Below are 23,799 nucleotides of genomic sequence, written 5' to 3'. Positions count from 1 at the left end.
AAATGAAACAAAAACAAAATTTTGGGCAGTATTTCAGAGGTCAATTGAAATGGCTGAGTCAGTTCAGCATCTTCAGTTTAATGGTTTTGGCTTTGGTCGCTTGTAGTAAGGACTCAGAAGTACCTCCTAATCAGGTACATGAACTCCGCTACCAATCTTTAACCAGTGTAGTGTCATTGCCTGAGCTGGCTGAAGACTTGGGTTATTTAGGTGACTTAAAGCTGAAATATGTGGGCAGTGTGCAAGGTGGTCCCCAGGATTTACAGGCGTTGACCACGGGTGATGTAGATGTGGCAACTGCATTTGACGGTGCAATCATCAAATTAGCTGCTGCGGGCATCAAGATCAAAGCGGTGGTTGCCTCGTATGGGAGTGATGATAAAAGCTGGGTGGGTTATTACGTTCCGAATAATAGTCCGATTCATTCAGCGCGTGATTTGATCGGCAAAAAAGTGGCCGTAAATACTTTGGGTGCACATTACGAATTTGTTTTAAAAGACTATTTAGCTCGCCAAGGTTTAAGTAATGATGAAATCAATCAGGTTGAGTTTGTTGTTTTACCGCCAACCAATACCGAACAGGCTTTACGTGCTGGACAGGTGGATGCTGCTGCACTGGTTTCTATTTTTCAGGATAAAGCCTTAGAGCGAGGTGGTCTAAGAAAACTGGTCTCGGATACAGATTTATATGGCAGTTTTACTGCAGGCAGTTATGTCTTTACCGAGAAATTTATTCAACAACATCCAGAAGTGGTCAAGCAATTTGTCACAGGTGTGGCCAAAGCTGTGGAATGGACCAAGCAAACACCACGTGAGCAAGTGTTGGCGCGCTTTAAAAGCATTATTGAAAAAAGAAAACGCAATGAAAGCGATGTATTGATGCAGTACTGGCGCAGTTATGGTGTGGTGAGTCAAGGTGGTTTGCTCAATGCCGCACAATATCAACGCTGGATCGATTTATTTGTGAAAAGAGGCGAATTTAAACCGAATCAGGTTAAGGCGGATGCTTTATTCACTAACCAGTTTAATCCCTATGCACGTGAAAACAAAAATGTAGCTGACGATCAGCGCAGTAAGGAGCATACCCAATGAGCACAAAATTAAAAATTGAAAATGTTTATAAGTCTTTTGCTGCCAAAAAAGTCAAAGGCGCAAAAGTCCAAGCAGAAGATTTTGTAGCGGTTGAAAATCTGTCTTTAGATGTTAAGGCCGGGGAGTTTGTTGCCATTGTCGGGCCAAGCGGTTGTGGTAAATCGACATTATTGGATTTATTGGCTGGTTTGACGACTCCGACCACGGGGCAAATTCTGATTGATGGGCAAGCGATTAAAAAACCGGGGTTGGACCGTGGCATTGTCTTTCAGCAATATGCACTGTTTCCATGGTTGACCGCGCTACAAAATATTGAATTTGGCTTGGATGCCAAGGGTGTCAGCAAAGAACAGCGTTATCAAACCGCAAAGTATTTTTTAAATCTGGTTGGGTTGGCTGAATTTGAACATCATTATCCCAATGAGCTTTCAGGCGGGATGAAGCAACGTGTTGCAATTGCCAGAAGTTTGGCCTATGACCCTGACATTTTATTGATGGATGAACCATTTGCGGCACTGGATGCACAGACCCGTGAAACCTTACAGGCTGAATTGGTGAAAATTTGGCAACAGACTCAGAAGACCATCATTTTTATCACGCATAGCATTGACGAAGCAATCTATTTGGGGCAACGCATTGCCATTATGACCTCTCGCCCCGGACGCATTAAACAGGTGATTGAAGTGCCAGCTGCATTACGAAGTGATCAGGAGGATGTGCGTTCCAGTCCTGAGTTCAATCAGTTGCGTCATCAAATTTGGAGCTTATTGCGCGAAGAAGTCTTGAAAGCACAAGCACAAGAAAAACAAAAGCAACTGGTGGCTTAAGTCCAATATTCAATCAATAAACATTAGAGGTGATTATGTCGAGTTCAAAAGATACCTTAACCTTTCCGAAAACCATTCAGCAGCAATCGATTCGCTCAACTCAAAAGTCCAAATCTTTTGAGACTGATGTAAATTTAGCTTGGTTGTCTACAACATTTAAACGTTCAGCCGCAATTTTATTATTTTTAGCTGTTTGGGAAATTGTGCCACGTATTGGGTTGGTCGATTCTGCTTTCTTACCAGCCTTTTCCACTGTGCTGCTCAGCGGCTGGAATCTGATTCAAAATGGTCAGCTACTCACGCATGTACAAGCCAGTTTGATTCGCTCGCTCAGCGGGTTTATTTTCGCAATTCTGATTGCGATTCCACTCGGTTTAGCCATTGGTTGGTACACCCGCTTTTCCGAATTTCTGAATCCATTGCTTGAAGTGTTCCGTAATACGGCGGCTTTGGCCTTATTGCCAGTATTTATCTTGTTCCTCGGCATCGGTGAAAGCTCAAAAATTGCTTTAGTCACCTATGCCTGCACATGGCCAATTCTATTAAATACCATTAGTGGTGTTCGTAATGTTGATCCACTATTGATCAAGTCAGCCCGAACCATGGGACTGAGTCCAGTTCAACTGTTCCGGAAAGTGATTTTACCCGCAGCGATTCCAACGATTTTTGTGGGTGTACGATTGGCTGGCTCATTCTCGGTGCTGATGTTGATTGCGGCTGAGATGGTTGGGGCAAAGGCCGGTCTGGGTTATTTGATTAACTATGCACAATATAACTTCCAGATTCCTGAAATGTTTTTTGGCATCATTAGTATCACCACCATTGGTTTGCTGTTTAACTACAGTTTGCTTGCGATTGAAAAGCGTTTAACCGCTTGGAAAATTGAACGTTAGTCAGGAGAAGATGATGCATCAGCCAGACTGGAAAAAATATTTAGGCAGAATAAGTTCGGTGATTGCGATGTCTGTGCTTCTGTGGGGATGTAGCAAACCAGAGCTGAAAGTGGCACGAAGTGATGGTCTTGAATCTTTAGAATTTAAATATCTCGGTTCGCCCGGCATCGTTACTCCCTTAGAGCTGGCTGAAGATTTGGGTTATCTTGCACCAATTAAATTAAGCTATCAGGGTGTTTCAACAGGCGGGCCACAAGGTATTCAATCTGCATTATCGGGAGATAGTGATATTAGCAGTCCAAGTTTTGCAGGTTCGGCGGTCAAAATGGTGGCCAGTGGCGTACCGGGAACCGTGGTGATCGCCGCATATGGCACCTTTGATGATCCTTTTGCAGGCTATTATGTCCTTGAACATAGTCCGATCCATTCTGCTAAAGATTTAATTGGCAAAAAGGTCGGCACCAATATTCTGGGCGCACAAGTGGAATACATGCTCAAAAGTTATTTAAAGAAAGGTGGCTTAAGCCCTGAGCAAATTAGTCAGGTGACGCTTGTGGTGTTGCCACCGGGTTCTGCTGAGCAAGCCTTGCGAAGTGGTCATGTTGATTTGGCACCATTGGCAGGCCCAGCGATAGAACGGGGTGGTGTACGCCGTCTTTATCGGGACTATGATTTGGTAGGGGATCTCACCACGGGCAGCTATGTCATGGCGAATCGTTATATTGCTGAGCACCCCAACACCACCCGCAAAGTGGTTACAGGGATTGCCCAAGCGATTGAATGGTCTAGACAACAGCCTAGAGATCAGGTGATTGCACGTTTCGAGCAGATTTTGCAAAAGCGTAAACGCCCTGAAAATGGCGCGATGTTAAAATATTGGACACAGTGGGGGATTCCAAGCAGCGCAGGTAAGTTTGAAGATGGTGATTTTAAAATATGGGTCGATAATTTAATTGAAGAAGGTCAGTTAAAACAGAATCAGATAGATTATAACAAGATATATAGCAATCAATATAATGAATATAGTCAAAAATAAGTTTGATTTTGAGTTTAATTAATAATGGTTTTTTTCTATTTTAATAAATGGAAATAACAAAGGTGAATTATTGATTTCTATTTAAACCAATAGTCATGCAAGATAACTTCTCTTTTCGAACAATAGGGAAGTAAATGCATGTCATTCATTACTTATCCACAAAATCATACCTTAACGCGGACTGAGCGTGCGACAGCCATGGTTTTTGAAGATCAAAAATCAAGAGATTTGCTGGATCGTATTGAACAGATTGCACCCAGCGAGGCCAGTGTTCTGATTATTGGTAATACAGGAACAGGTAAGGAGCTGGTTGCAAGGCAAGTACATATGATGAGCCAGCGTAGTCGGGGTCCTTTTGTGGCAGTAAATTGTGGTGCATTTACCGAGTCATTGGCGGAAAGTGAACTGTTCGGGCATGAAAAAGGTGCGTTTACTGGCGCAATTAATAGCAAGGCCGGTTGGTTCGAAGCCGCCAATCACGGCACCTTGTTCTTGGATGAAGTCGGTGATTTATCTCCAGCGATGCAGGTGAAATTATTAAGGGTGTTGCAAGAGCGTGAAATTGTTCGCGTCGGTTCACTCAAGCCGATTAAGCTGAATGTTCGTGTCATTGCGGCAACTAACGTCCATCTGGATGAAGCAGTACAGGCTGGAAAATTTAGAGAAGATTTATTCTATCGTTTGAATGTGGCCTTATTGAAGGTATCACCTTTGGCAGAACGTCCGGGCGATATTCTACCTTTAGCAAACTTCTTTATTGCCCAATATTGTAAGCGTTTGGGCTATCCCATTGCGACATTGAGCCCAAGTGCAGTTCAGAAACTATTGACCTATGGCTATCCGGGTAATATTCGAGAATTGGAAAATGCCATTCATCATGCCTTACTGGTCTGCAAGAACCATCAAATTCAACCTACGGATTTTTGCTTTGCATCCTTATCCAGTAGCCTAAATTTACGACAAATTTCTGACTTGGAAAAAAGCACCCAGACCATTCCACGGACAGATCTACTGCCTAAGCAAATGCTGCAACATGCGTTGTTGAATCTGTTTGAATCCTCACATGCATTGAAAAATGAAAATCTTGATCGCTTGATTGAAGAGGCGACTATTCGTATTGCTTATGAGTATTGCCATCGCAATCAGGTGCAAACAGCAAAGCTTTTAGGGATTAGCCGCAATATCGTGCGTGCACGATTGGTCAAATATGGATTGGTGGGAAACGATAAAGTGGTGAATATTATGTTAGAGGAGTTATTAAATTAATCAGAGTCGATAATCAGGTGGCAGAGGTTCACCTTTTTATTGCTTTAAAATTACTTTGCGAAAAAAATAATAATCAATGAAGTAAAATAAATATAACTTTTTAATCAAAAAATATTAAAAAATATTAGTTCTAAATATTGGTGCTTTGCCTAATATAACAATCACAATTTATTGAAATCGTTATAAAGTGGTGAAAAATGAGTATTCCTCAAATTAATGTGCGTAATCAGTTTCGTGGTGTCGTAAAAGAAATTATTGAAGGAAGTGTTGTTTCCGAGGTGGATGTTGAAACACCGGCAGGGGTATTTACTTCTGTGATTACCACACGTTCAGTTAAAAATCTAAACTTAGAATTAGGTAGTGAAGTGATCGTATTAATTAAGTCGACAGAAGTTGCATTGGCAAAGCTATAGTAAATGATGGATAAATATAATAAATCCATTTTTTATTATATTTTTAATTCCTATAGTGTAGGGGGTTTAAAATGACATCATTTAATGTCGGATCAGTGCAAATTAATCATCTTAATAAATCGTATGGTCAGTATCAAGACCATGCACTTAAGGTTTTAGATGATGTTTCACTCAATATTCAAGCAGGAGAATTTGTCAGTATTGTGGGGAGTAGTGGTTGTGGGAAATCAACTTTACTCCGTTTACTGGTTGGTTTGGATGATCAATTCGAAGGAAAAATTCTGGTTGATGGTCAGCCGATTGATGGCACCAGTTTGGAACGAGGAATTGTGTTCCAAGATCACCGCTTATTTCCGTGGCTGAATGTGAAGGATAATATTCGGGTTGCCTTATTAAACAGTCAACTCACAAGAAAGGAGCAGGATCAACTTATTGATGAACATATTGAGCTAGTTGGGTTAAGCAAGTTTAAAGATGCTTATCCAGCACAGCTTTCAGGTGGGATGAGCCAACGTGTTGCCATTGCCAGAAGTCTGATTAATCGACCCAAAATATTGTTGCTAGATGAACCTTTTGGCGCACTAGATGCACTGACACGTGCCAATCTACAAAAGGAATTACAACGGATCTGGCAAACCGAAAAAATTACCATGATTATCGTGACGCATGATGTTGAGGAGGCCGTATTCCTTGGTGATCGTGTGGTGGTGATGCAACCGAATCCAGGCCGAATCAAGCGGATTGTTCCCGTTCATTTAGCACATCCACGGGTACGGGAAGATGTGCGACTGTCTGCAATTCGAAATGATATTTTGACTGATTTTAGTCATGTGGATGAAGATCATTTAATTATTCCTCCTGTAAAAGAATTTAATCAATTTCAGTTCGCTTGGTAAATCCAAGTGAGCTGGTTTTATAATCATAAAAATGACTAAATTAATATAAAAATATTGCTTCTTAAATTGAGTGGTTTGCATATATTTAAATTAATCACTGGATAGAGTGATTGGGGGAAAACTTAATAAAGCTCAACGCTTTTAAAATAATCAATGCATGATAGGAACGATAATGACCGTACTCACACAACTCTCAGCCGCGATCGAAAGCGCACCACGTTGGCATGAATATAAAAAACATAGCTTGGACACTGTACAAATTACACCGATCAATGGGGCTTTAGGTGCAATTGTGACAGGACTTGATGCCAGTCAGCCACAAAGTTCAGAAGTGATTTTGAAACTCAAGAAAGCATTGCATGAGCATTTAATTCTGGTATTTAAGTCACAAGACTTGGAAGATAATGACCTGCTCGCTTTTGCCAGCTATTTTGGCGGAATCTTCCGTCCACCCACCGATGTCCCTGTATTAGCAACCAATCATGATACCCATGTTCCACCAGACATTGTGCCTGTATCCAATGCCGTCGGTGAAGGGGATTATACTGGGCATGGTGAATTGACACCGCATAGTGACCATCACTGGACCCCACAACCTTCCAGTGGTTCTTTGCTTTATGCGATTGAAATTCCTCAAGATGGTGGAGCAACTAGTTGGTACAATACCGTACAGGCCTATGAAGATCTTGACCAAGCAACCAAAGACGAAATTGAAGGTTTACAACTGATCACCTATAACCCGTTCTTGCGTCTTAAAGATAAAAGTCCAATTCCAAAATATCGCTTTTCTGATCAACCGATATTAGGCACTGCATTCCCGCATCCATTAGTTCGTACCCATTCTGAAAGTGGTCGTCGTGGTATCTATCTGGATGCGCAAACCGAAGTTGAAGTCGTAGGCTACGACGATCAAAAGGGTGCTGCATTGATCGAACGTTTAAGAGCGCATATTGTGCAACCCAAGTATCGCTATGAGCATCAATGGGAAATTGGCGATATTGTGTATTGGGACAATCAGTTGACCTTGCACTCACGTACTGCATTTCCTGCCGAACAGCGTCGTTTATTGAAACGAGTCAGTCTAGCGGGTGCAAGACCCTTTTAAGATTTGAGCAGCCAGCATAAGCTGGCTTTTTTATGGTTCTGCTCTGGCCAACTCGGCTTCAATATAACTAATAATCATGGTGCTTAAACCTTTCACCATTTCATCAAAGCTGATTTGAGGATTGGGTAAAATCAAGTGACGAGCGACATTGAAGATACTACTATTAATACTGATATAAGCAGTCACGCTGAGATTATTGACCTTTAGGTAACGAGGATGGCGAATCATATATTTCATCAAAACCTCCATCAGTGCCATTTCTATTTGACCTATATATTTCTCGTATTTGAGTTCTGTCGCATAACGCAGGCAAATTAGATAACGATCATCATCACGTGTAAGCAAATCACGGAAAGTATAGAAGATCATTCCAAATAAGGGCTCTAGCTCTTGTTCGATCATGATTGGCGTCAGTTCTTTTACCATGTCCAAAACTTCTTTGACGAAGGTTCTTGCCATGGCGTCATAAATTTCTTCTTTATTTTTAAAATACTCATATAAAGAGCCAACACTGACCCCTGCAATATCTGCAATATGCCGTGTGGTGGTGCCGCTGGTCCCGTTGGTTGCAACGGCAATAAAGCCTGCTTCAATAATCGTATCTACAGTCACTTTAGAACGTGACTGACGTGGTTTACGAGTTACCATAAAATCTTATTATTAAAATCCGAACATAACTTCAGATTAACATGCGGTTGAATGCAGGGGAAGTCAGAGTAAATTAATCCGAACAAATAAAATTACATGCTTTTTAATATTTGTATTTTATCTGTAATAAAATCTGGTTTCTTAAAGACAGATACGGATTTACATCAATAATCTTTGTTTTTAATTTTAATTATCTGTTTGATAATAAATATAAAAATTAAAATTAAGTTTTACTTATTTCTATTTTAAAAAATGAATAACGAACAACTTTTATGAAAAATCTACCTGCTAAAACCTCGAGAATTACCCGAATTGAATCCGAACATAAGATCGGTTTACTCTAATTTTAGTGGAGGAAATGGTTTAAATAGATCTCCCGAATATTTTTTCGTAACCTAGCGCTTGCTTTTTAGAAATACGAAAAGAGATGAACCATATTCAAAGAATGTAAAAGGGCAAAAGACGCTCAAGTGAAGTAGGTAGGTGTAGCCATGATTAGCAGCACATTAAAGAAAGGTTTAAGTCTATTTAAATCTAACCCAATAACTGAGCAAATTGATTTTGCGAGTAAAAAAACGATTCCTATTCGTCATTTGGCTATCGGATTTGAAGGCAAACAAGTTGATTTATCTTTCTATATGAATAATCAGTTTGCTACGATTTTCTTTGCAACACTTTCTGTATTCTTAACGTATGGTGAAGATCTGGTGATCGAAACCGCCCGTCATCATCGTGATCAACTCAAAGATCCTATCTTAAGACAGCGTGTGACTTCATTAATTGGTCAGGAAGCAATCCATTCCAAACTACATAATGAGTTTAATGATGCAATTGTTGAACTCGATTATCCAGTAAGACTCTATCGCTTCTTGGGTGAACAATTTTTTGATCATATTTTCTTGAAATTCCCGCAACCTTTAAAGCTGTCATTGATGGCTGGGATTGAGCATTTTACTGCTGTACTGGCAGAGTACATGATGGCACATGAGCAGAACTTCTATTTCTCTGATGATGCTAAAACACGTGCATTGTGGATGTGGCATATGTTGGAAGAATCAGAGCATAAAGATGTTGCCTATGATGTTTATCAAACACTGAATGGTAACTATGCCTTACGTGTTTCAGGCTTCTTCTTGGCTTATTTCACCATTCTTGGATTAATCCCGTTTTCGGCAACCATGGTGCCAATTTTACGTAAGCCACAAGAAATGCTGACTTCGAAATTCTGGAAAGATGCACGTCGTGGCGTCAAGTTGATCTTTAGCCCAGTAGATGGTGTGTTTGGGAGTACTCAAGGTCGAATCTTTGATTATTTACGTACCGATTTCCATCCGAATGATCATGATGCATCAGCATATTTTGAATATTACGAAAAGAAACTTCTCTCAGAGGGTGGTGCTTTACATCCATTCTTTGTGAAGGAATTTACACCAAAGGTACAAGCGGCTTAATGCTGAATTAAGTATGCACAGTATGCATGTCATTGCGCGCTGAATTGGCAAAAAAGCTCAGCGTGCGATGAGCAGTTTGGTTCTTGTTGCCTATATTGTCGTCATGCACTATGCAACCAAGCAATCTTATCCAGTCGCTGTATGTAGAGATATACAAATTGGCTAAGCCTTTTAAGTTGTAATGCAGTTTTAGGGGATCAAGATATGGTCGCTCAAGTTCTTCGTAATGTCTTTTCAGACAAACTCAGTACCAAATATCAAGGGATCGTTCAGAACCTTGCAAGTAAATCACCGATTCCAATTCGCCATTTTGATTTCAAATTCAATCCAGCAGAATTGGACGAAAAGTTCTTTTTAAATAAAGAACTCGCCACCTCCTATTTTCATGCTTTATCCATCTTTCTCACTTTTGGTGAAGATGTGGTAATTGAAACCGCACGCCATCATCGTGATTTTATTGCAGATCCGATTTTGAAACAAAGATTGACTTCACTGATTGGGCAAGAGGCGATTCATTCAAAAATCCACAATCAGTTTAATGATGAAGTGTTGAAGGAAAATGGCTATCCCGTTGAATTGTTGCGCGCCATTGCGGGTAAAGTCTTTGATTATGGCATTTACAAGCTACCGCAATCGTTACAGCTTTCATTGATGGCTGGGATTGAGCATTACACAGCAGTGTTGGCTGAATTCATGATGCAACACGAAGACTACTTGCTGGGTTCACAAGATGAGCGTCAGCGCGCCATGTGGATGTGGCACATGCTGGAAGAATCTGAACATAAAGACATTGCCTATGATGTCTTCCTTGAGCTTTCAGGCAATTACTGGCTCAGAATTACAGGCTTTTTGTTGGCAAGCTTAACGATTCTTGGTGGGGTGTCATTGGGTGGTTATCTGATGCCGTTTGTACGTAAACCAAGCAACCTGATTAATCCTCGTTATATGAAAGATATTGTGGAAAGCACAGCCTTACTGTTCGGTAGCGAGCGTGGCGTATTTGGCAGCAGCTTTATGCACATTCTGGAATATCTGCGTCCAAGCTTTCATCCCAATGACCATGATACCACTGCGTATATGGCGTATTACAAAGAGCGTTTATTAAACCCTGAAACAGGTTTATTAAGCCCGTATTTCCTTAAAGAGTTTGTACCACCTGTACGTGCAGCGACTGCATAACTGGGTCGTTATAAATACAAGATTGCTGGAAAATAAAGATGAAATTATTTGGGAAAAAAACCAAGCCAAGCCAAAAAGCATTCGCTGTGGTGACTGGTGCAGGAAGCGGGATTGGTCGTAGTTTTGCACTTGAACTGGCAAAACGTGGCGGCACAGTCGTGTGTTCGGACATTAACCTTGATGCCGCAAAAGAAACGGTGGGTTTGGTTGAGGCACTTGGAGCAAAAGCCTTTGCTGTGCAATGTGATGTTGCCAAAGAAGAGCAAGTCAATCAGTTGGCTGAGCAGGCCCAGCAATTGATGCAGAGTCCAGTCACATTGGTGATTAATAATGCTGGGATTGGGCTAGGAGGCAAGTTTGATGAAATGTCTTCTGAAGATTGGCATTGGTGCATGAATATTAATTTATGGGGTGTCATCCACGGCTGCCGTGCTTTTGTGCCGAAGTTTAAACAACTTGGCCATGGCGCAATCATTAATGTGGCTTCTGCTGCATCTTATACTGCAGCACCAGAAATGACCGTCTATAACGTCTCTAAAGCAGGTGTTCGTGCCTTGTCCGAAACACTTTCGGCTGAATTGAGAAAACATAACATCAAAGTGAATGTGTTGTGTCCGACTTTAGTACCGACCAACATCATTAAAAATGGCAAAGTCCCGCATAAAGGGCTATTAGATTATGCTCTCACCAATTTGGCTTTTACCACCAGTGACAAGGTGGCCAAATTGACTTTGGATCGTTTGGATAAAGGTGAGCTTTATACCATTCCACAAATCGATGCCAAGTTATTTTGGTTGATGAAGCGTACTGCACCGAACTTATATGCCAGATTCTTAGGTACCTCATACCGTTTTATGAAGTAATGACCGTAGATAACAGATTTTAAACACTGATATAAGAAACTCGATTATCGACAGACTTATTGCAGTTGAATGAAGAAAGGATATTTTAAATGACAGCTCAAGCAAAAAAATTAAACTCAGCTGAAGGAAAGGCGTTACCCCAACATATCTATGACACCTTTATTGTGGGTGCTGGTATTTCAGGTATTGCGACTGCAATTCGTCTTGATCAAGTGGGTTATAGCAACTACAAGATTATTGAAAAAGCGACCCGTGTAGGGGGAACTTGGCGTGAAAATACTTATCCAGGGTGTGGTTGTGATGTTCCATCAGCACTGTATTCATACTCATTTGCACCCAGTGCGAAATGGAGTCATCTATTCGCTCGCCAACCTGAGATTCTGAGCTATTTAGAGGAAGTGAGTGAAGATTTTGGGGTAAGCTCAAAAATTGAATTCGGTACTGAATTACTCAATGCGGCATGGGACAAGGAGCGTAATTTATGGGTGATGGACACCAATAAAGGCCAATTCTTAGCGCGTACTACCGTCTTTGCAACAGGGCCAATTACCGAAGCACAAATTCCTAAACTTGAAGGCTTAGAAACCTTTAAAGGCGAAATGTTCCACTCGGCAAAATGGAATCATGATTACGATCTAACCGGCAAACGTATTGCTGTGATAGGTACCGGCGCTTCTGCGATTCAGTTCGTACCTCAGATTCAACCATTGGCAAAAGAACTGTATGTCTATCAGCGTACTGCGCCTTGGGTAGTACCAAAGCCAGATACCGATTTAGGTGATGTCAGTAAAGCCTTGATTGAAAAATTTCCACTGATCCAGAAAACCTGGCGTCAAACAGTGGCTCAGTCACTGAATGCGATTAACTTTGGTTTACGTAATCCAGCGGTGTTAAAACCAGTGGGTGAATTGGCTAAACTGATTTTACGTTTCCAGATTGAAGATCCTGAATTACGTAAAAACGTAACTCCGAACTTTACTATTGGTTGTAAACGTCTTTTATTCGCTAACAACTACTATCCAGCCTTACAACAGCCAAATACCACGTTGATTCCACACGGATTGGTAAAAGTAGAAGGCAATACTGTAGTGTCGGCGAATGGCGAGCGTCATGAAGTCGATGTGATTATTTGGGGAACAGGCTTTGAGGTATCACATCCGCCTATTGGCAAGCGTGTGACCAATGAGAACGGTCAAATTCTGAATGATCTTTGGAAAAGTAGTTCACCAGAAGCGTATTTGGGTACCAGTATTGAAAATGTACCGAATGCATTCTTGGTCTTAGGACCAAATGTCTTGGTATATGACTCATTTATTGGTTTGGCTGAAGCGCAACTTGATTATATTGTGGACGGTCTACTGAAAATCAAAGAAAAAGGCATCGCTAAGCTGAATATCAAACCTGAAGTGATCAAGCAGCATAATGAATTGGTACAGAAACATCTAAAGACTACCGTGTTTAATGCCGGTGGCTGTAAGAGTTATTATTTAGATGCCAATGGTCGTAACTTTGCTGCTTGGCCATGGTCGTTGAAAAAGTTAAAGCAACGTTTAAAGCGTATGGATTTGAATGATTACCAAGTGACTTATCAGACTGAAAAAACCAACTGATTTTTAGTTTAATCAGCAAAAAGCAGTAAATTTTATCTAGCGATGGAATTTGCTGCTTATTTTTTGCAAGATAGAAAGACATATAGGGAAAATAACGATGAAAGAAGGGCAATCAAGCCGAACGGCTGAAGCAGCGGCAGCATTACGCGCCAATCATTTTCAACATGCAGAAAATCCAGTTTTTTCGGACCCTTTTGCCTTTGAGTTGACCAGTCAAGGTTGGAAGGCTTTATTAAGTACGTCATTGACCGTGAAAATCATGAATTCATCAATCTTTAACCGCAGTTTCGGTTTATTGACTGGACAGGTGGTTGGGCGTTCACGCTATGCCGAAGATCAACTCCATACTGCGATTGAGCGGGGCGTAACACAATATGTATTGGTTGGGGCAGGTCTTGATTCATTTACTCTCAGACAAGCACAGCAGTATCCGCAGCTGAAGATTTATGAAGTGGATCATCCAGATACCCAAGCGGCCAAACAAAAGAAACTACGTCAATTTGGAGCCTTTCCAGCGAATGTTGAATTTGTTGCGATCGATTTTGAAAAAGAATCGATTGCTGATGCTCTGGTGCGGAGTACGTTTAAGCAGGATCAAGCTGCTTTTTTTTCATGGTTGGGAACCACTCATTATCTTGAACCCGAAACGACGTTAAAGACCTTGGCAAGCATTGCACAGATTGCCGCACAGGGCAGCGAGGTGGTCTTGGACTACTCGGTTGACTATCGTGAGTTGGAGGGTATAGAGCGTTTGGGAACCTTGTTTGTGTCGCAATTTACCCGTTTTTTAAGAGAGCCATTAAAAGGGCAATTTAGACCAAAGACATTGCATCAGGCCATAGAACAAATGGGGTATATCGTTACTGAGGATTTATCTGGAGATGGCTTAACCGAACGTTATTTCCATGCTCGACCTGATCATATCCGCCATACAATTGCAACGCATATGCTACATCTACGTCTCCAGCATGTTTGATTCAAGTTGCAAAAAGAAAAAGCCCTTAAAACACTTGGGTATTTAAGGGCAGTATCAATTAACGGCGTTGGTTATAAACCGCTAAAGCTGCTGGCAAGTTTTTACGCATGTCGCTAATACGTTGAGTATTCGATGGGTGAGTCGATAGGAACGAACCACCACCAGCACCATCAAGACGATTCATTTTTTCCCATAGGCTGATTGCTGCATTCGGGTTATAACCTGCTTTCGCCATCAGCATTAAACCGCCGTAATCCGCACGACTTTCCAAGTTACGTGAGTATGGTAGACCAATCCCCACCTGGCTGCCTAAATCGATTGCAGCACTGCCTAGATCGCCAATGCTGCTGCCTGCATATGATTTACCAATACCAATTGCAAGATTAGTTAAAGCCTGAGCGCCGATTTTACTTTTTGCATGCTCTTCAAGTGCATGGGTCATTTCATGTCCCATCACCGCAGCAATTTCATCATTGGTTAAATTCAGCTTGTTCACAATACCGGTATAGAAAACAACCTTGCCACCAGGGGCTACATAAGCGTTAACAGTATCTGATTTAAGTACTGCAAGTTGCCACTGAAAGCGTTGACCGGTCTGGTTCATTTGATCCGCATACGGTTTTAAGCGGTTAAATACGGTATTAATACGCTGATAAGTACTTGAGCTGCTATCCAACTGGTTTTTGGCACGTGCTTCTTGTGTCATTTTTGAGAAGCTTTGTGCTGATTGCGCATTTAAAGTTGCGCTATCTGCGCCTGCCATGTCTGCGAAAGATGCGCAGCCAGAAATTGTCATTACGGTCACAGCACACAGGCTCAAAGCTAATTTCTTCATACTTATTCTCTCCAAATCAGTATCTTATGAATATAGTCGTGATTAGGGTGGATTATAGAAAATGTTGACAGCAGTTAATATTCTGAATACCTCTATAATCATTGTAATTATGTAATCAGCAAAGCGTATTCTGTGTAAAAAAATGAAAGCCAGTGATGAGCACTGGCTTTGTTCGAATCAATTTGATCTCAGATCAAATTAATCCTCCTCATCATACTCATCTTCAGAGAAGGTGTTTTCTTCTAAAGAGGCATCAAAAATCAAGATTGCTTTACCATCAGTCTGAATCATGCCTTGATCTTCAAGTGTCTTGAGGACACGTCCAACCATTTCACGAGAACAACCGACGATACGACCAATTTCTTGACGAGTAATACGAATCTGACGCCCATTCGGTAAAATCATTGCCTCTGGTTGAGCAGATAAGTCAATTAGACAGCGTGCAATACGACCAGACACATCAATGAAGGCTAGATCAGTCACTTTACGCGTTGTATTTTTTAGACGACGGACCAATTGAGCAAACACAGCGTAACTTAAATCTGGGTACTGCTTGCTTAACTCATGAAAATTGTCATACGAAATTTCTGCAATTTCACAGACATCTCGCGTACGTACTTCTGCGGTACGTTGAGGGTTCTTTTCAAAAAGACCCATTTCACCAAAGAAATCGCCAGGATTGAGGTAAGCGACAACGATTTCTCGTTCGTCATCTTCACGTAAGATAATTGACACTGAACCTTTTAATATTAAATACAGTGATTTTGATTCCGTTCCAGCGTCAACAATCGTGGTGCGTTTAGGGTATCTGTTAATATGAGCACGTTTTAGCAAAGCTTTAACTGATTCAGGTAGTTGACCTGGAGACAAAGCATCAGTGCTAAGTTGTGAAAAATTTGAAGTCATGCTTAAAATTTCCGAATTTGGATAAAACCGATCGCACAGACTCTTGTAAGAGCCTTTTCTACACAGAAGAGATGAAATTCCTTATCAACTCATTTTATGTTAGTGTACAAGAACAGAGTAAATTTATAACGTTTTTCGGGTAGTTGCAATGCAAACAAGTGTACATTGGTTAGAGAATGTTGCTTTTGAGGCAAAATCAGAAAGTGGCCATACTGTCGTGATGGATGGTTCTGCCGAATATGGCGGTGAAAACCGTGGTCCACGTCCTATGGAGTTGATTTTAATGGGACTTGGTGGGTGTGCTTCGTTTGATATTGTGACCATTTTAAAAAAATCTCGCCAAGATGTGACGGATGTTGTATGTCAGCTGAAAGCAGAAAGAGCTGATTCAATTCCAGCGGTATTCACTAAAATCCATTTGCACTTCATTGTCACTGGCAAAGCGGTAAAAACCAAACAAGTTGAAAAAGCAGTTGAGCTTTCTGCTGAGAAATATTGTTCAGCAAGTAAAATGCTTGCCGATGGTGGGGTTGAAATTACCCACGATTTTGAAATTATTGAAGCTGCTTAAAAGTTAAAATTATTAAGTTTTACTAAAAAGTGACCTGTTTTTATAGGTCACTTTTTTTATAAGCTTTTCTTTTTATTTTAGAAATAATTGTGGGTCTACCCGCGCATTATTCAGGCTCATTCCCCAATGCAGGTGTGGTCCAGTGACACGACCAGTTTTACCGACCAACCCCAGTGTTTCACCCTGATGAATCTGTTGTCCCTTGACCACGTTAATTTTACTCAAATGACAGAACATACTGATCAGGCCTTGACCATGATCAATCAGGACAGTGTTGCCATTAAAGAAATAGTTGCCTGTCTGTACCACGACTCCATCAGCAGGTGCGATAACATTCTGTCCCACAGGCGCTGGGATGTCCAAACCTGAGTGCGGTGCGCGCTCTTCACCATTGAAAAAACGCTTTCTGCCAAATGAATTACTAAATTTACCAGCTGTAGGCCGAATAAAGTTAGGAAACTGGGTCCAGTTACTTTGGGAAAAAGAGCTATAAATATCATTTTGCTCTTTGGCTTCTCGTGCATAACGATCAAGTTGTTCTTGATTTGGGTTAACGTAATCTTGATTTTTAACGTTTAAGCGCTGCTCAGCATAGCGGTAGGGCGCCACTTCGATCTGAATAGGGGTGTGATTGGTCGCTAAGGTCAAGGGACCTAATGGAGCAGAAAGTGGAATACCAAACACGGCATAACGTTGCTTGCCTTGTTGTGTAATCAAAACAGGCTTTTGTTCATACAAGACTTGGGTTGTTTCAGTTGAAAGCGGAATTACGGCAATACCGCCTGCTCGTCTAGAGTCTTGTGGCAGTTGTGCAACAGCAGCATGTAGTGGAAGCAGGGAGGCAACACTGAGTAAAATTTTTTTAAAAGGCATGGCGATCATTTTTAATTGCAGCAAAGCTTTAAGCTAAAACGTTCACCTTAAAATCACAATAAGGATTTTGTGCAAAACAGAATGGACAGAAAAATTATACAAAATATACTTGAAATAGATTGTTTATACACCCATATTAATACTGAGTTTTATGCATTGATATTTTTATAAAATATTGAAAATTATATAAATTTTATTTGAAATTTTAAAAAGCGTTCCCATCTAAGTGATAAGTTAAAAATTTGTTGTGAGGAATAACAAGAATGCGATTTGAAAAATTTACAAACCGCTTACAGCAAGCACTCTCAGATGCACAATCATTGGCCATGGGTAAGGATCACACTTCGATTGCAGGAGTTCATATCCTATCCACTTTACTTGAAGAGCCGGCCAATCTGAGTTTATTGCAACAAGCGGGTGCACGTTTACCTGAGTTAAAACAGAAGCTTGAACAAGCAGTGCAAAATGCACCAACGCTGGCAAATCCGACAGGTGATATTAATCTGAATCCTGAAGCGGTAAAGGCATTGAATTTAGCTGACCGTTACGCACAAAAGGCAGGAGATGAGTTTCTATCAACTGATTGGGTGTTGTTAGGTCTGGCGGAAACAGGTGAAACCAAAACAATATTGAATAGCGTGGGTGTAACACCAGAAAGCTTACGTAAAGTAATTGAAAATATTCGAGGAAATGACAAAGTCATGAGCAATAATCACGAAGATCAACGTGACTCACTCAATAAATATACCATTGACCTAACTGAGCGTGCTTTAGCGGGTAAGCTCGATCCTGTGATTGGTCGTGATGATGAAATTCGTCGTACCATTCAGGTTTTATCTCGTCGAACTAAAAATAACCCGGTATTGATTGGTGAACCAGGAGTCGGTAAAACCGCAATTGTTGAAGGTTTGGCACAACGTATTGTCAATGGCGAAGTACCTGAAGGCTTGAAGAACAAGCGGGTCTTGTCATTAGACTTAGGCTCATTGCTTGCGGGTGCAAAATATCGTGGTGAGTTTGAAGAACGTCTAAAAGCAGTTCTCAAAGACTTGGCTAAACATGAAGGCGAGATCATCCTATTTATTGATGAGTTACATACGCTGGTGGGTGCAGGTAAGGGCGATGGCGCAATGGATGCAGGCAATATGTTAAAACCTGCTTTGGCACGTGGTGAATTACGCTGTGTCGGTGCGACGACCTTAGATGAATATCGCCAATACATCGAGAAAGATGCGGCGCTGGAACGTCGTTTCCAAAAAGTATTGGTTGATGAGCCTAGTGTAGAAGACACGATTGCGATTTTGCGTGGTCTAAAAGAAAAATATGCAACTCACCATGGGGTGCAAATTTTAGACTCAGCCATTATTGCTGCAGCGAAAATGTCGCATCGTTATATCACCGATCGTCAGTTGCCTGATAAAGCGATTGATTTGATTGATGAGGCAGCATCTCGTATCAAAATGGAAATCGATTCCAAGCCTGAAGCTTTGGATAAACTTGATCGCCGTTTAATCCAGTTGAAAATGCAATTGGAAGCGGTGAAAAAAGATCAAGATGCAGGCAGCAAAGCCGAAGTCAATCATCTTGAGCAGCAAATTGCTGAAAAGCAAAAAGAGTACAACGATCTGGAAGAAATCTGGAAGGCTGAAAAAACCTTGGTGGAAGGGGATAAGAAAGCACAAGTTGAACTCGATCAGGCCCGTGTTGCTTTGGAAAAAGCTAAACGCGAAGGTGATTTGGCAGAAGCGGCGCGTTTGCAATATGGCGTGATTCCAGAGTTGCAGAAACGCTTGGAACAAGCCGAAGTTGCTGAGGAAAATGAAGAACCGAAACTGATTCGTACCAAAGTCACTGAAAACGAAATTGCAGAAGTGGTCAGTGCGGCAACAGGCATTCCTGTGGCGAAAATGCTGCAGGGTGAGCGTGAAAAACTGCTGAATATGGAAGAGTTCTTACATAATCGTGTGGTTGGACAAGATGAAGCGGTGGTTGCTGTTTCTAATGCAGTCCGTCGTTCACGTGCGGGTTTATCTGATCCGAATCGTCCAAGTGGCTCATTCTTGTTCCTTGGGCCAACAGGTGTGGGTAAAACTGAGTTGACCAAAGCATTGGCAAACTTCTTGTTTGACAGTGATGATGCCATGATTCGTATTGATATGTCCGAATTTATGGAAAAGCACTCCGTCAGTCGTTTGGTTGGCGCACCTCCAGGTTATGTGGGCTATGAAGAAGGTGGTGTTTTAACTGAGGCAGTACGCCGTAAGCCATATAGTGTGGTGTTATTTGATGAGGTGGAAAAAGCCCATCCAGATGTGTTTAACATCCTGCTACAGGTTTTAGATGATGGGCGCTTAACCGACTCGCAAGGTCGTGTAATCGACTTTAAAAATACGGTGATTGTGATGACCTCGAACCTTGGTTCACAAGATGTACGTGAATTGGGTGAAGGTGCAACCGATGACGAGGTTCGTACTGTGGTTATGAATGCTGTGACACAGCATTTCCGTCCAGAGTTCATTAACCGTATTGATGAGCTGGTGGTTTTCCACTCACTGCAAAAGGCACAGATTCGTGGTATTGCGGATATTCAGTTAGATCGGTTACGTTCACGTTTGGGCGATCGTGATATGGGCTTAACCGTGGATGATACCGCTTTCGACTTATTGATCGATGCTGGTTTTGATCCTGTATATGGTGCACGACCATTGAAACGTGCGATCCAGCAGCAAGTGGAGAATAACTTGGCTCAGAAAATCTTATCTGGTGAATTCCAGCCAGGGGATAACATTTTGATCAAAGGTGAAAATGGTCATCTGCTCTTTGATAAAATGAAACTGAGTTAAGCGAAATTTGAACGTTTGGCTAAAAAGATGGTGATATAAATCACCATCTTTTTTTGTATTGGTGCTGTTGGTCAGATTTTTGCTCGAATATTATCAATAACATTGCGGCTTGATGAAAAACTTGATAGTTTCGGAACAAATAAGAAAAAAATTCAGGATGAATTGCAATGGAAAAAAACAGACATCATTGCACAAATACGTGTGTAATTTTGTTGATGACTGCCTTATCTTCAATGGTGCATGCCGCACAACCATTGAGTGAGGGGACGCTCGCCTTACAAACTGCTATGCTGAACAATGCACTTCCCAGTATTCTCATTAAAGCGCAACAAGATGCCTTAAAGCCCGAAGAAGAGCGTTGGCGTTCACAAAGGCTCCTGAGTGATAAATACTTAGGTGAAATTCGTGTCAGCACCATTTTAGGAGGTGTGTTATCACCTCACGAAGAACAGAAGAAAGTGTTGGCGGTTGACCCCAGAGATAAGCGCACAGCTACCATTAAACCACATGAACAACCACCTGATCGCTACATGATTTATGAGTTCGAGTCAGGCAATGTTCATGTGACTTATAATGATGATGTTAAAGCCGAATTGGTGGTTAAATAGCAGGGTGCTGAATTTTCCAAGCACGGTGAATTTTTTGATTACGTTTAAAATCTAGACCAATGGTTTCAGAGGTGATTTCTTTAACTTGATACATCGCCTCGATTTCTTCGTCTAATTCAAAGCCACGATAGTTATTTGAGAAGTACAAGGTCCCATCACTGGTTAAACGATTCATTGCACGTTTCAGTAAGGAAACATGGTCGCGTTGTACATCAAAGGTTCCATAGAACTTTTTCGAGTTCGAGAACGTTGGTGGATCAATGAAGATTAAGTCATATTGCTCATGACCTTCTTTTAACCATTCGAAGCAATCGCTGGCAAAGAACATATGTTGTTCATCGGCATGATCTACAGTCAAGCCATTCAAGACAAAGTTTTCTTTAGACCAGTTCAAGTAGGTGTTGGATAAATCTACACTGGTGGTACTGGCTGCACCACCTAAGGCTGCGTGTAAGCTTGCAGTTGAGGTATAGCTATAAAGATTGAGGAAGTGTTTGCCGCGCGCTTCTTGGGCAATTCTTAAACGCATCTGACGGTGGTCCAAGAATAAACCTGTATCCAAATAATCGGTCAAATTCACCAAGATACGTGCTTTGCCTTCCTGAACGATAAAACGTTTAGATGCCGTACTCTGTTTGGTGTATTGGTTTGCACCCGCTTGTTTTGCCCGTGTTTTAATAAAGATGGCATCACGGCCTAAACCTGTCACAGCACGGATGGCAGCAAGTGCTAAGTTAAAGCGTTTTTTTGCTTTTTCTGGATCAATGGTTTTTGGAGGTGCGTATTCTTGAACATGCAAGCGATCTCCGTATAAATCAACCGCAACATTAAAATCAGGTAAATCTGCATCATATAAACGGAGGCAGAATACATTTTCTTTTACAGCCCATTTTTTCAATGTTTGCATATTTTTTTGCAAACGATTGGTAAAGTCTTCGGCACCTTCAATTTTCTCAAATTGTTGTGGTTGCCAAGTGGCAAGGAACGGTTGTGTCACTGTTGCAGGCTTGACTGTTCCAAAACGGGTGTAAATTGGCAGTTTACCATTCATCAAACGTAGGGTTTGTGGATCATTAAATGCCAGTACATCTGCTTGCTCAATTTGTGCAGCAATAATAGCAGCACGCTGATTTGGGAAATGCTTTTGCAATAAAGCCGATAGACCAAGATATAAAGAACGGTTCGATGCTTTATCGCCTAGGCGTTCACCATACGGTGGGTTGGTCACAACAAAGGCTTTTTTGCCTTCAGCATGGAAATCATCCCAATCTGCGAGTGTACGTTCTTCAATTTGAATTTGATCGAGTAACTTTTCAAAACCTGCAGCAATAATGTTTTGGCGCGTTGCTTTGACTGCTTCCCAGTCAGCATCGTAAGCATAAAACTTAGGCAGGGGTTGTTCTAATGCTTTTTCATGACGTTCTGCGGCTTCGGCTTTGAGGGATAACCACAGATCACGGTCATGTCCATGCCAGCCATTGAAGCCAAAGCGGCGCACTAAACCAGGTGCACGATCAGTTAAAATCAATAAAGATTCGATAATGAATGTGCCTGAACCACACATTGGGTCAAGAATAATATCAGGCTGATATTGCGTCAGTTGGGCTTTTTGCAGAATTGCAGCTGCCAAGTTTTCTTTAATCGGTGCATCGGTCATAAAACGACGGTAACCGCGTTTATGCAAAGAATCACCTGATAAGTCTAAGCAATAGGTATGTTCTGTTTTACCTGCTAACACATAGAGCGTGATCTCAGGTTGTTTAATATCAATACTTGGGCGTTTGCCAACGGCTTCCATAAAGGAATCGACCACGCCATCTTTTACGCGTAAGGTGGCAAATTGTGTATTAACTTTGATTTCACGTTCAACATGTAGGCGGACTGCAAAGGTACTTTGTGGTGCAAAAATCAGTGACCAGTCAAAGCTAATCGCGCCTTCATAGAGTTCTTCTGCTACATCACGTGCATCATGGGTATGCTCAAGTTCATGCGTATGAATCGGCAAAAGCACGCGAGAAGCAAGGCGAGACCACATACAAACCCGATATGCATTTTCGAGAGTGCCTTTAAAAACCAAACGCCCTGCAAAACGTTGGATATTTTGAATGCCTAAATCTTCAAGCTCTTGTTGTAATAAGGTTTCAAGCCCGTCCGCACAGGTGACCCAATAGTCTGTTAGACGTGGTTTAGCGTTCATTCAAATTTCCAAAACATTTTTAGCAATTGGCTATTTTAACTGATTTTTGTTTGTTCTGTCGGTGCATATTTGTTTGATTGTTAGCTTTATCAGCGATTCATCGCATTTTTTTGATGAATTGTTCTTGGCCTAGGCTGTTTTTAATGTGATGGAATTCATTGTTGATGGCAGGTTTATTGAATAGTTGGTACATCTTTTGCTTTTAAATTAGCAGCACATCAGTGAGTGATTTGGCTTAAAGCTGATGAAATTTAAGAATTTTAATTTAATGGCTGTGGGGATGTTATGAAAGAAAGCATGAAGAATGAAGTTGTGGTCAATGCCGAAGCTTTTACGATTGCAACTCAAATGTATGTCCGTTTAAGACGTGTCTGTGGTCGTGTGATCGATGTGATGTATCTAGTCAATAATAAAGATTATGCCAAGCATATACTTGAGCTTGCCTTGGCAACACAAGACCCAGAATTGGAACGTTTTGTACTTCGTTTAAGCCCATTGGTTGATTTGTATCCAGAATCTGCGGCATTGGTGACCGAAGCAAAAGTTGAGGAGAAAAAGCAAGCTGTCGAAGTTTTAGAAAGCTATTCAATGGAAGTGACTGAAGAAGAGATCTATCAAGCTCAAGTGCATCATCACTATATTGGTGCATTGAGATAGATTATCAGTCATTCAAAAATAGAGAATGAGTAAAGGATGTAGCCATGGTGTTTAC

The 23,799-nt window shown here is 41.3% G+C and carries 22 protein-coding genes; 17 read left to right on the top strand and 5 right to left on the bottom strand.

Translation table 11 applies throughout. The annotated features are described in order from the left end of the window. The first annotated feature begins 2 nt into the window (after positions 1 to 2). The 8 genes from NDN13_RS06910 (at position 3) to NDN13_RS06875 (ending at position 7,527) form a co-directional block, all read left to right on the top strand. Complete coding sequence (locus NDN13_RS06910; protein WP_251117692.1) at positions 3 to 1,091, top strand: ABC transporter substrate-binding protein; 1,089 nt, start codon at positions 3 to 5, stop codon at positions 1,089 to 1,091. Next, entirely contained in the window at positions 1,088 to 1,918 is an 831-nt protein-coding gene (locus tag NDN13_RS06905) for an ABC transporter ATP-binding protein (RefSeq protein ID WP_004654129.1), read from the top strand. Before NDN13_RS06910 ends, NDN13_RS06905 begins: the two co-directional genes overlap by 4 nt. A 35-nt stretch (positions 1,919 to 1,953) precedes the next feature. Beyond that, complete coding sequence (locus NDN13_RS06900; RefSeq protein ID WP_251117691.1) at positions 1,954 to 2,811, top strand: ABC transporter permease; 858 nt, start codon at positions 1,954 to 1,956, stop codon at positions 2,809 to 2,811. 13 nt (positions 2,812 to 2,824) lie between these two features. Next, positions 2,825 to 3,847, top strand: a complete 1,023-nt coding sequence (locus NDN13_RS06895; RefSeq protein WP_251118184.1) for an ABC transporter substrate-binding protein — start codon at positions 2,825 to 2,827, stop codon at positions 3,845 to 3,847. A gap of 138 nt (positions 3,848 to 3,985) precedes the next feature. Next, positions 3,986 to 5,113 (top strand): sigma-54 interaction domain-containing protein, encoded by a 1,128-nt coding sequence (locus NDN13_RS06890; RefSeq protein WP_251117690.1) that lies wholly within the window; start codon positions 3,986 to 3,988, stop codon positions 5,111 to 5,113. A gap of 197 nt (positions 5,114 to 5,310) precedes the next feature. Continuing rightward, a complete protein-coding gene (locus NDN13_RS06885; RefSeq protein ID WP_004654121.1) occupies positions 5,311 to 5,526 on the top strand; it encodes a TOBE domain-containing protein in 216 nt (71 codons plus the stop codon). Positions 5,527 to 5,597: 71 nt separating this feature from the next. After that, complete coding sequence (locus NDN13_RS06880; protein ID WP_251117689.1) at positions 5,598 to 6,422, top strand: ABC transporter ATP-binding protein; 825 nt, start codon at positions 5,598 to 5,600, stop codon at positions 6,420 to 6,422. A 172-nt stretch (positions 6,423 to 6,594) separates the two neighbouring features. Continuing rightward, complete coding sequence (locus NDN13_RS06875) at positions 6,595 to 7,527, top strand: TauD/TfdA dioxygenase family protein (protein ID WP_251117688.1); 933 nt, start codon at positions 6,595 to 6,597, stop codon at positions 7,525 to 7,527. 30 nt (positions 7,528 to 7,557) lie between these two features. On the opposite strand, the gene NDN13_RS06870 is transcribed toward NDN13_RS06875, so the two are convergent. Further along, positions 7,558 to 8,175, bottom strand: a complete 618-nt coding sequence (locus NDN13_RS06870) for a TetR/AcrR family transcriptional regulator (protein WP_251117687.1) — start codon at positions 8,173 to 8,175, stop codon at positions 7,558 to 7,560. A 491-nt stretch (positions 8,176 to 8,666) separates the two neighbouring features. Between NDN13_RS06870 and NDN13_RS06865 the strand changes: the two genes are divergently transcribed. The 5 genes from NDN13_RS06865 to NDN13_RS06845 all read left to right on the top strand — a co-directional run bounded on the left by NDN13_RS06865 (position 8,667) and on the right by NDN13_RS06845 (position 14,254). After that, on the top strand, positions 8,667 to 9,626 hold the full coding sequence (locus NDN13_RS06865) for a metal-dependent hydrolase (protein WP_251117686.1): 960 nt from the start codon (positions 8,667 to 8,669) through the stop codon (positions 9,624 to 9,626). A gap of 204 nt (positions 9,627 to 9,830) precedes the next feature. After that, on the top strand, positions 9,831 to 10,805 hold the full coding sequence (locus tag NDN13_RS06860) for a metal-dependent hydrolase (RefSeq protein WP_251117685.1): 975 nt from the start codon (positions 9,831 to 9,833) through the stop codon (positions 10,803 to 10,805). 38 nt (positions 10,806 to 10,843) lie between these two features. After that, positions 10,844 to 11,668: an SDR family NAD(P)-dependent oxidoreductase gene (locus tag NDN13_RS06855; RefSeq protein ID WP_251117684.1), complete on the top strand. Its 825-nt coding sequence runs from the start codon at positions 10,844 to 10,846 to the stop codon at positions 11,666 to 11,668. An 89-nt stretch (positions 11,669 to 11,757) separates the two neighbouring features. After that, positions 11,758 to 13,278, top strand: a complete 1,521-nt coding sequence (locus tag NDN13_RS06850) for a flavin-containing monooxygenase (RefSeq protein WP_251117683.1) — start codon at positions 11,758 to 11,760, stop codon at positions 13,276 to 13,278. 97 nt (positions 13,279 to 13,375) lie between these two features. Continuing rightward, on the top strand, positions 13,376 to 14,254 hold the full coding sequence (locus NDN13_RS06845; RefSeq protein ID WP_251117682.1) for a class I SAM-dependent methyltransferase: 879 nt from the start codon (positions 13,376 to 13,378) through the stop codon (positions 14,252 to 14,254). Positions 14,255 to 14,312: 58 nt separating this feature from the next. Here NDN13_RS06845 and NDN13_RS06840 read toward each other — a convergent pair whose 3' ends face one another. Beyond that, positions 14,313 to 15,089, bottom strand: a complete 777-nt coding sequence (locus NDN13_RS06840; protein WP_251117681.1) for a M48 family metallopeptidase — start codon at positions 15,087 to 15,089, stop codon at positions 14,313 to 14,315. A 198-nt stretch (positions 15,090 to 15,287) separates the two neighbouring features. Continuing rightward, positions 15,288 to 15,995, bottom strand: coding sequence for a cAMP-activated global transcriptional regulator CRP (gene crp / locus NDN13_RS06835; RefSeq protein WP_251117680.1), 708 nt, complete (start codon positions 15,993 to 15,995; stop codon positions 15,288 to 15,290). Between the two features lie 148 nt (positions 15,996 to 16,143). On the opposite strand from crp, the gene NDN13_RS06830 reads away from it, so the two are divergent. Beyond that, positions 16,144 to 16,566, top strand: a complete 423-nt coding sequence (locus tag NDN13_RS06830) for an OsmC family protein (protein ID WP_070075167.1) — start codon at positions 16,144 to 16,146, stop codon at positions 16,564 to 16,566. 72 nt (positions 16,567 to 16,638) lie between these two features. On the opposite strand, the gene NDN13_RS06825 is transcribed toward NDN13_RS06830, so the two are convergent. Then, the gene (locus tag NDN13_RS06825) at positions 16,639 to 17,439 is read right to left on the bottom strand and encodes a M23 family metallopeptidase (protein ID WP_251117679.1); all 801 of its coding nucleotides are present in this window, start codon (positions 17,437 to 17,439) and stop codon (positions 16,639 to 16,641) included. Between the two features lie 263 nt (positions 17,440 to 17,702). Here NDN13_RS06825 and clpB point away from each other — a divergent pair, with 263 nt between their 5' ends. Next, complete coding sequence (gene clpB / locus NDN13_RS06820; protein ID WP_251117678.1) at positions 17,703 to 20,282, top strand: ATP-dependent chaperone ClpB; 2,580 nt, start codon at positions 17,703 to 17,705, stop codon at positions 20,280 to 20,282. 167 nt (positions 20,283 to 20,449) lie between these two features. After that, positions 20,450 to 20,890, top strand: coding sequence for a hypothetical protein (locus NDN13_RS06815; RefSeq protein WP_251117677.1), 441 nt, complete (start codon positions 20,450 to 20,452; stop codon positions 20,888 to 20,890). Here the strand turns inward: NDN13_RS06815 and rlmKL are convergent. Beyond that, a complete protein-coding gene (rlmKL, locus tag NDN13_RS06810; RefSeq protein ID WP_251117676.1) occupies positions 20,883 to 23,087 on the bottom strand; it encodes a bifunctional 23S rRNA (guanine(2069)-N(7))-methyltransferase RlmK/23S rRNA (guanine(2445)-N(2))-methyltransferase RlmL in 2,205 nt (734 codons plus the stop codon). The two genes, NDN13_RS06815 and rlmKL, sit on opposite strands and share 8 nt — an antisense overlap. Positions 23,088 to 23,372: 285 nt before the next feature. On the opposite strand from rlmKL, the gene NDN13_RS06805 reads away from it, so the two are divergent. Then, the gene (locus NDN13_RS06805) at positions 23,373 to 23,744 is read left to right on the top strand and encodes a hypothetical protein (RefSeq protein WP_070075164.1); all 372 of its coding nucleotides are present in this window, start codon (positions 23,373 to 23,375) and stop codon (positions 23,742 to 23,744) included. Positions 23,745 to 23,799 lie beyond the last annotated feature (55 nt).

Origin of the sequence: Acinetobacter sp. C32I (assembly GCF_023702715.1) — a bacterium.
GTDB lineage: Bacteria > Pseudomonadota > Gammaproteobacteria > Pseudomonadales > Moraxellaceae > Acinetobacter.
The sequence above is the reverse complement of the archived record's forward strand: the minus strand, read 5'-3'. Positions and strand labels throughout refer to the sequence as shown.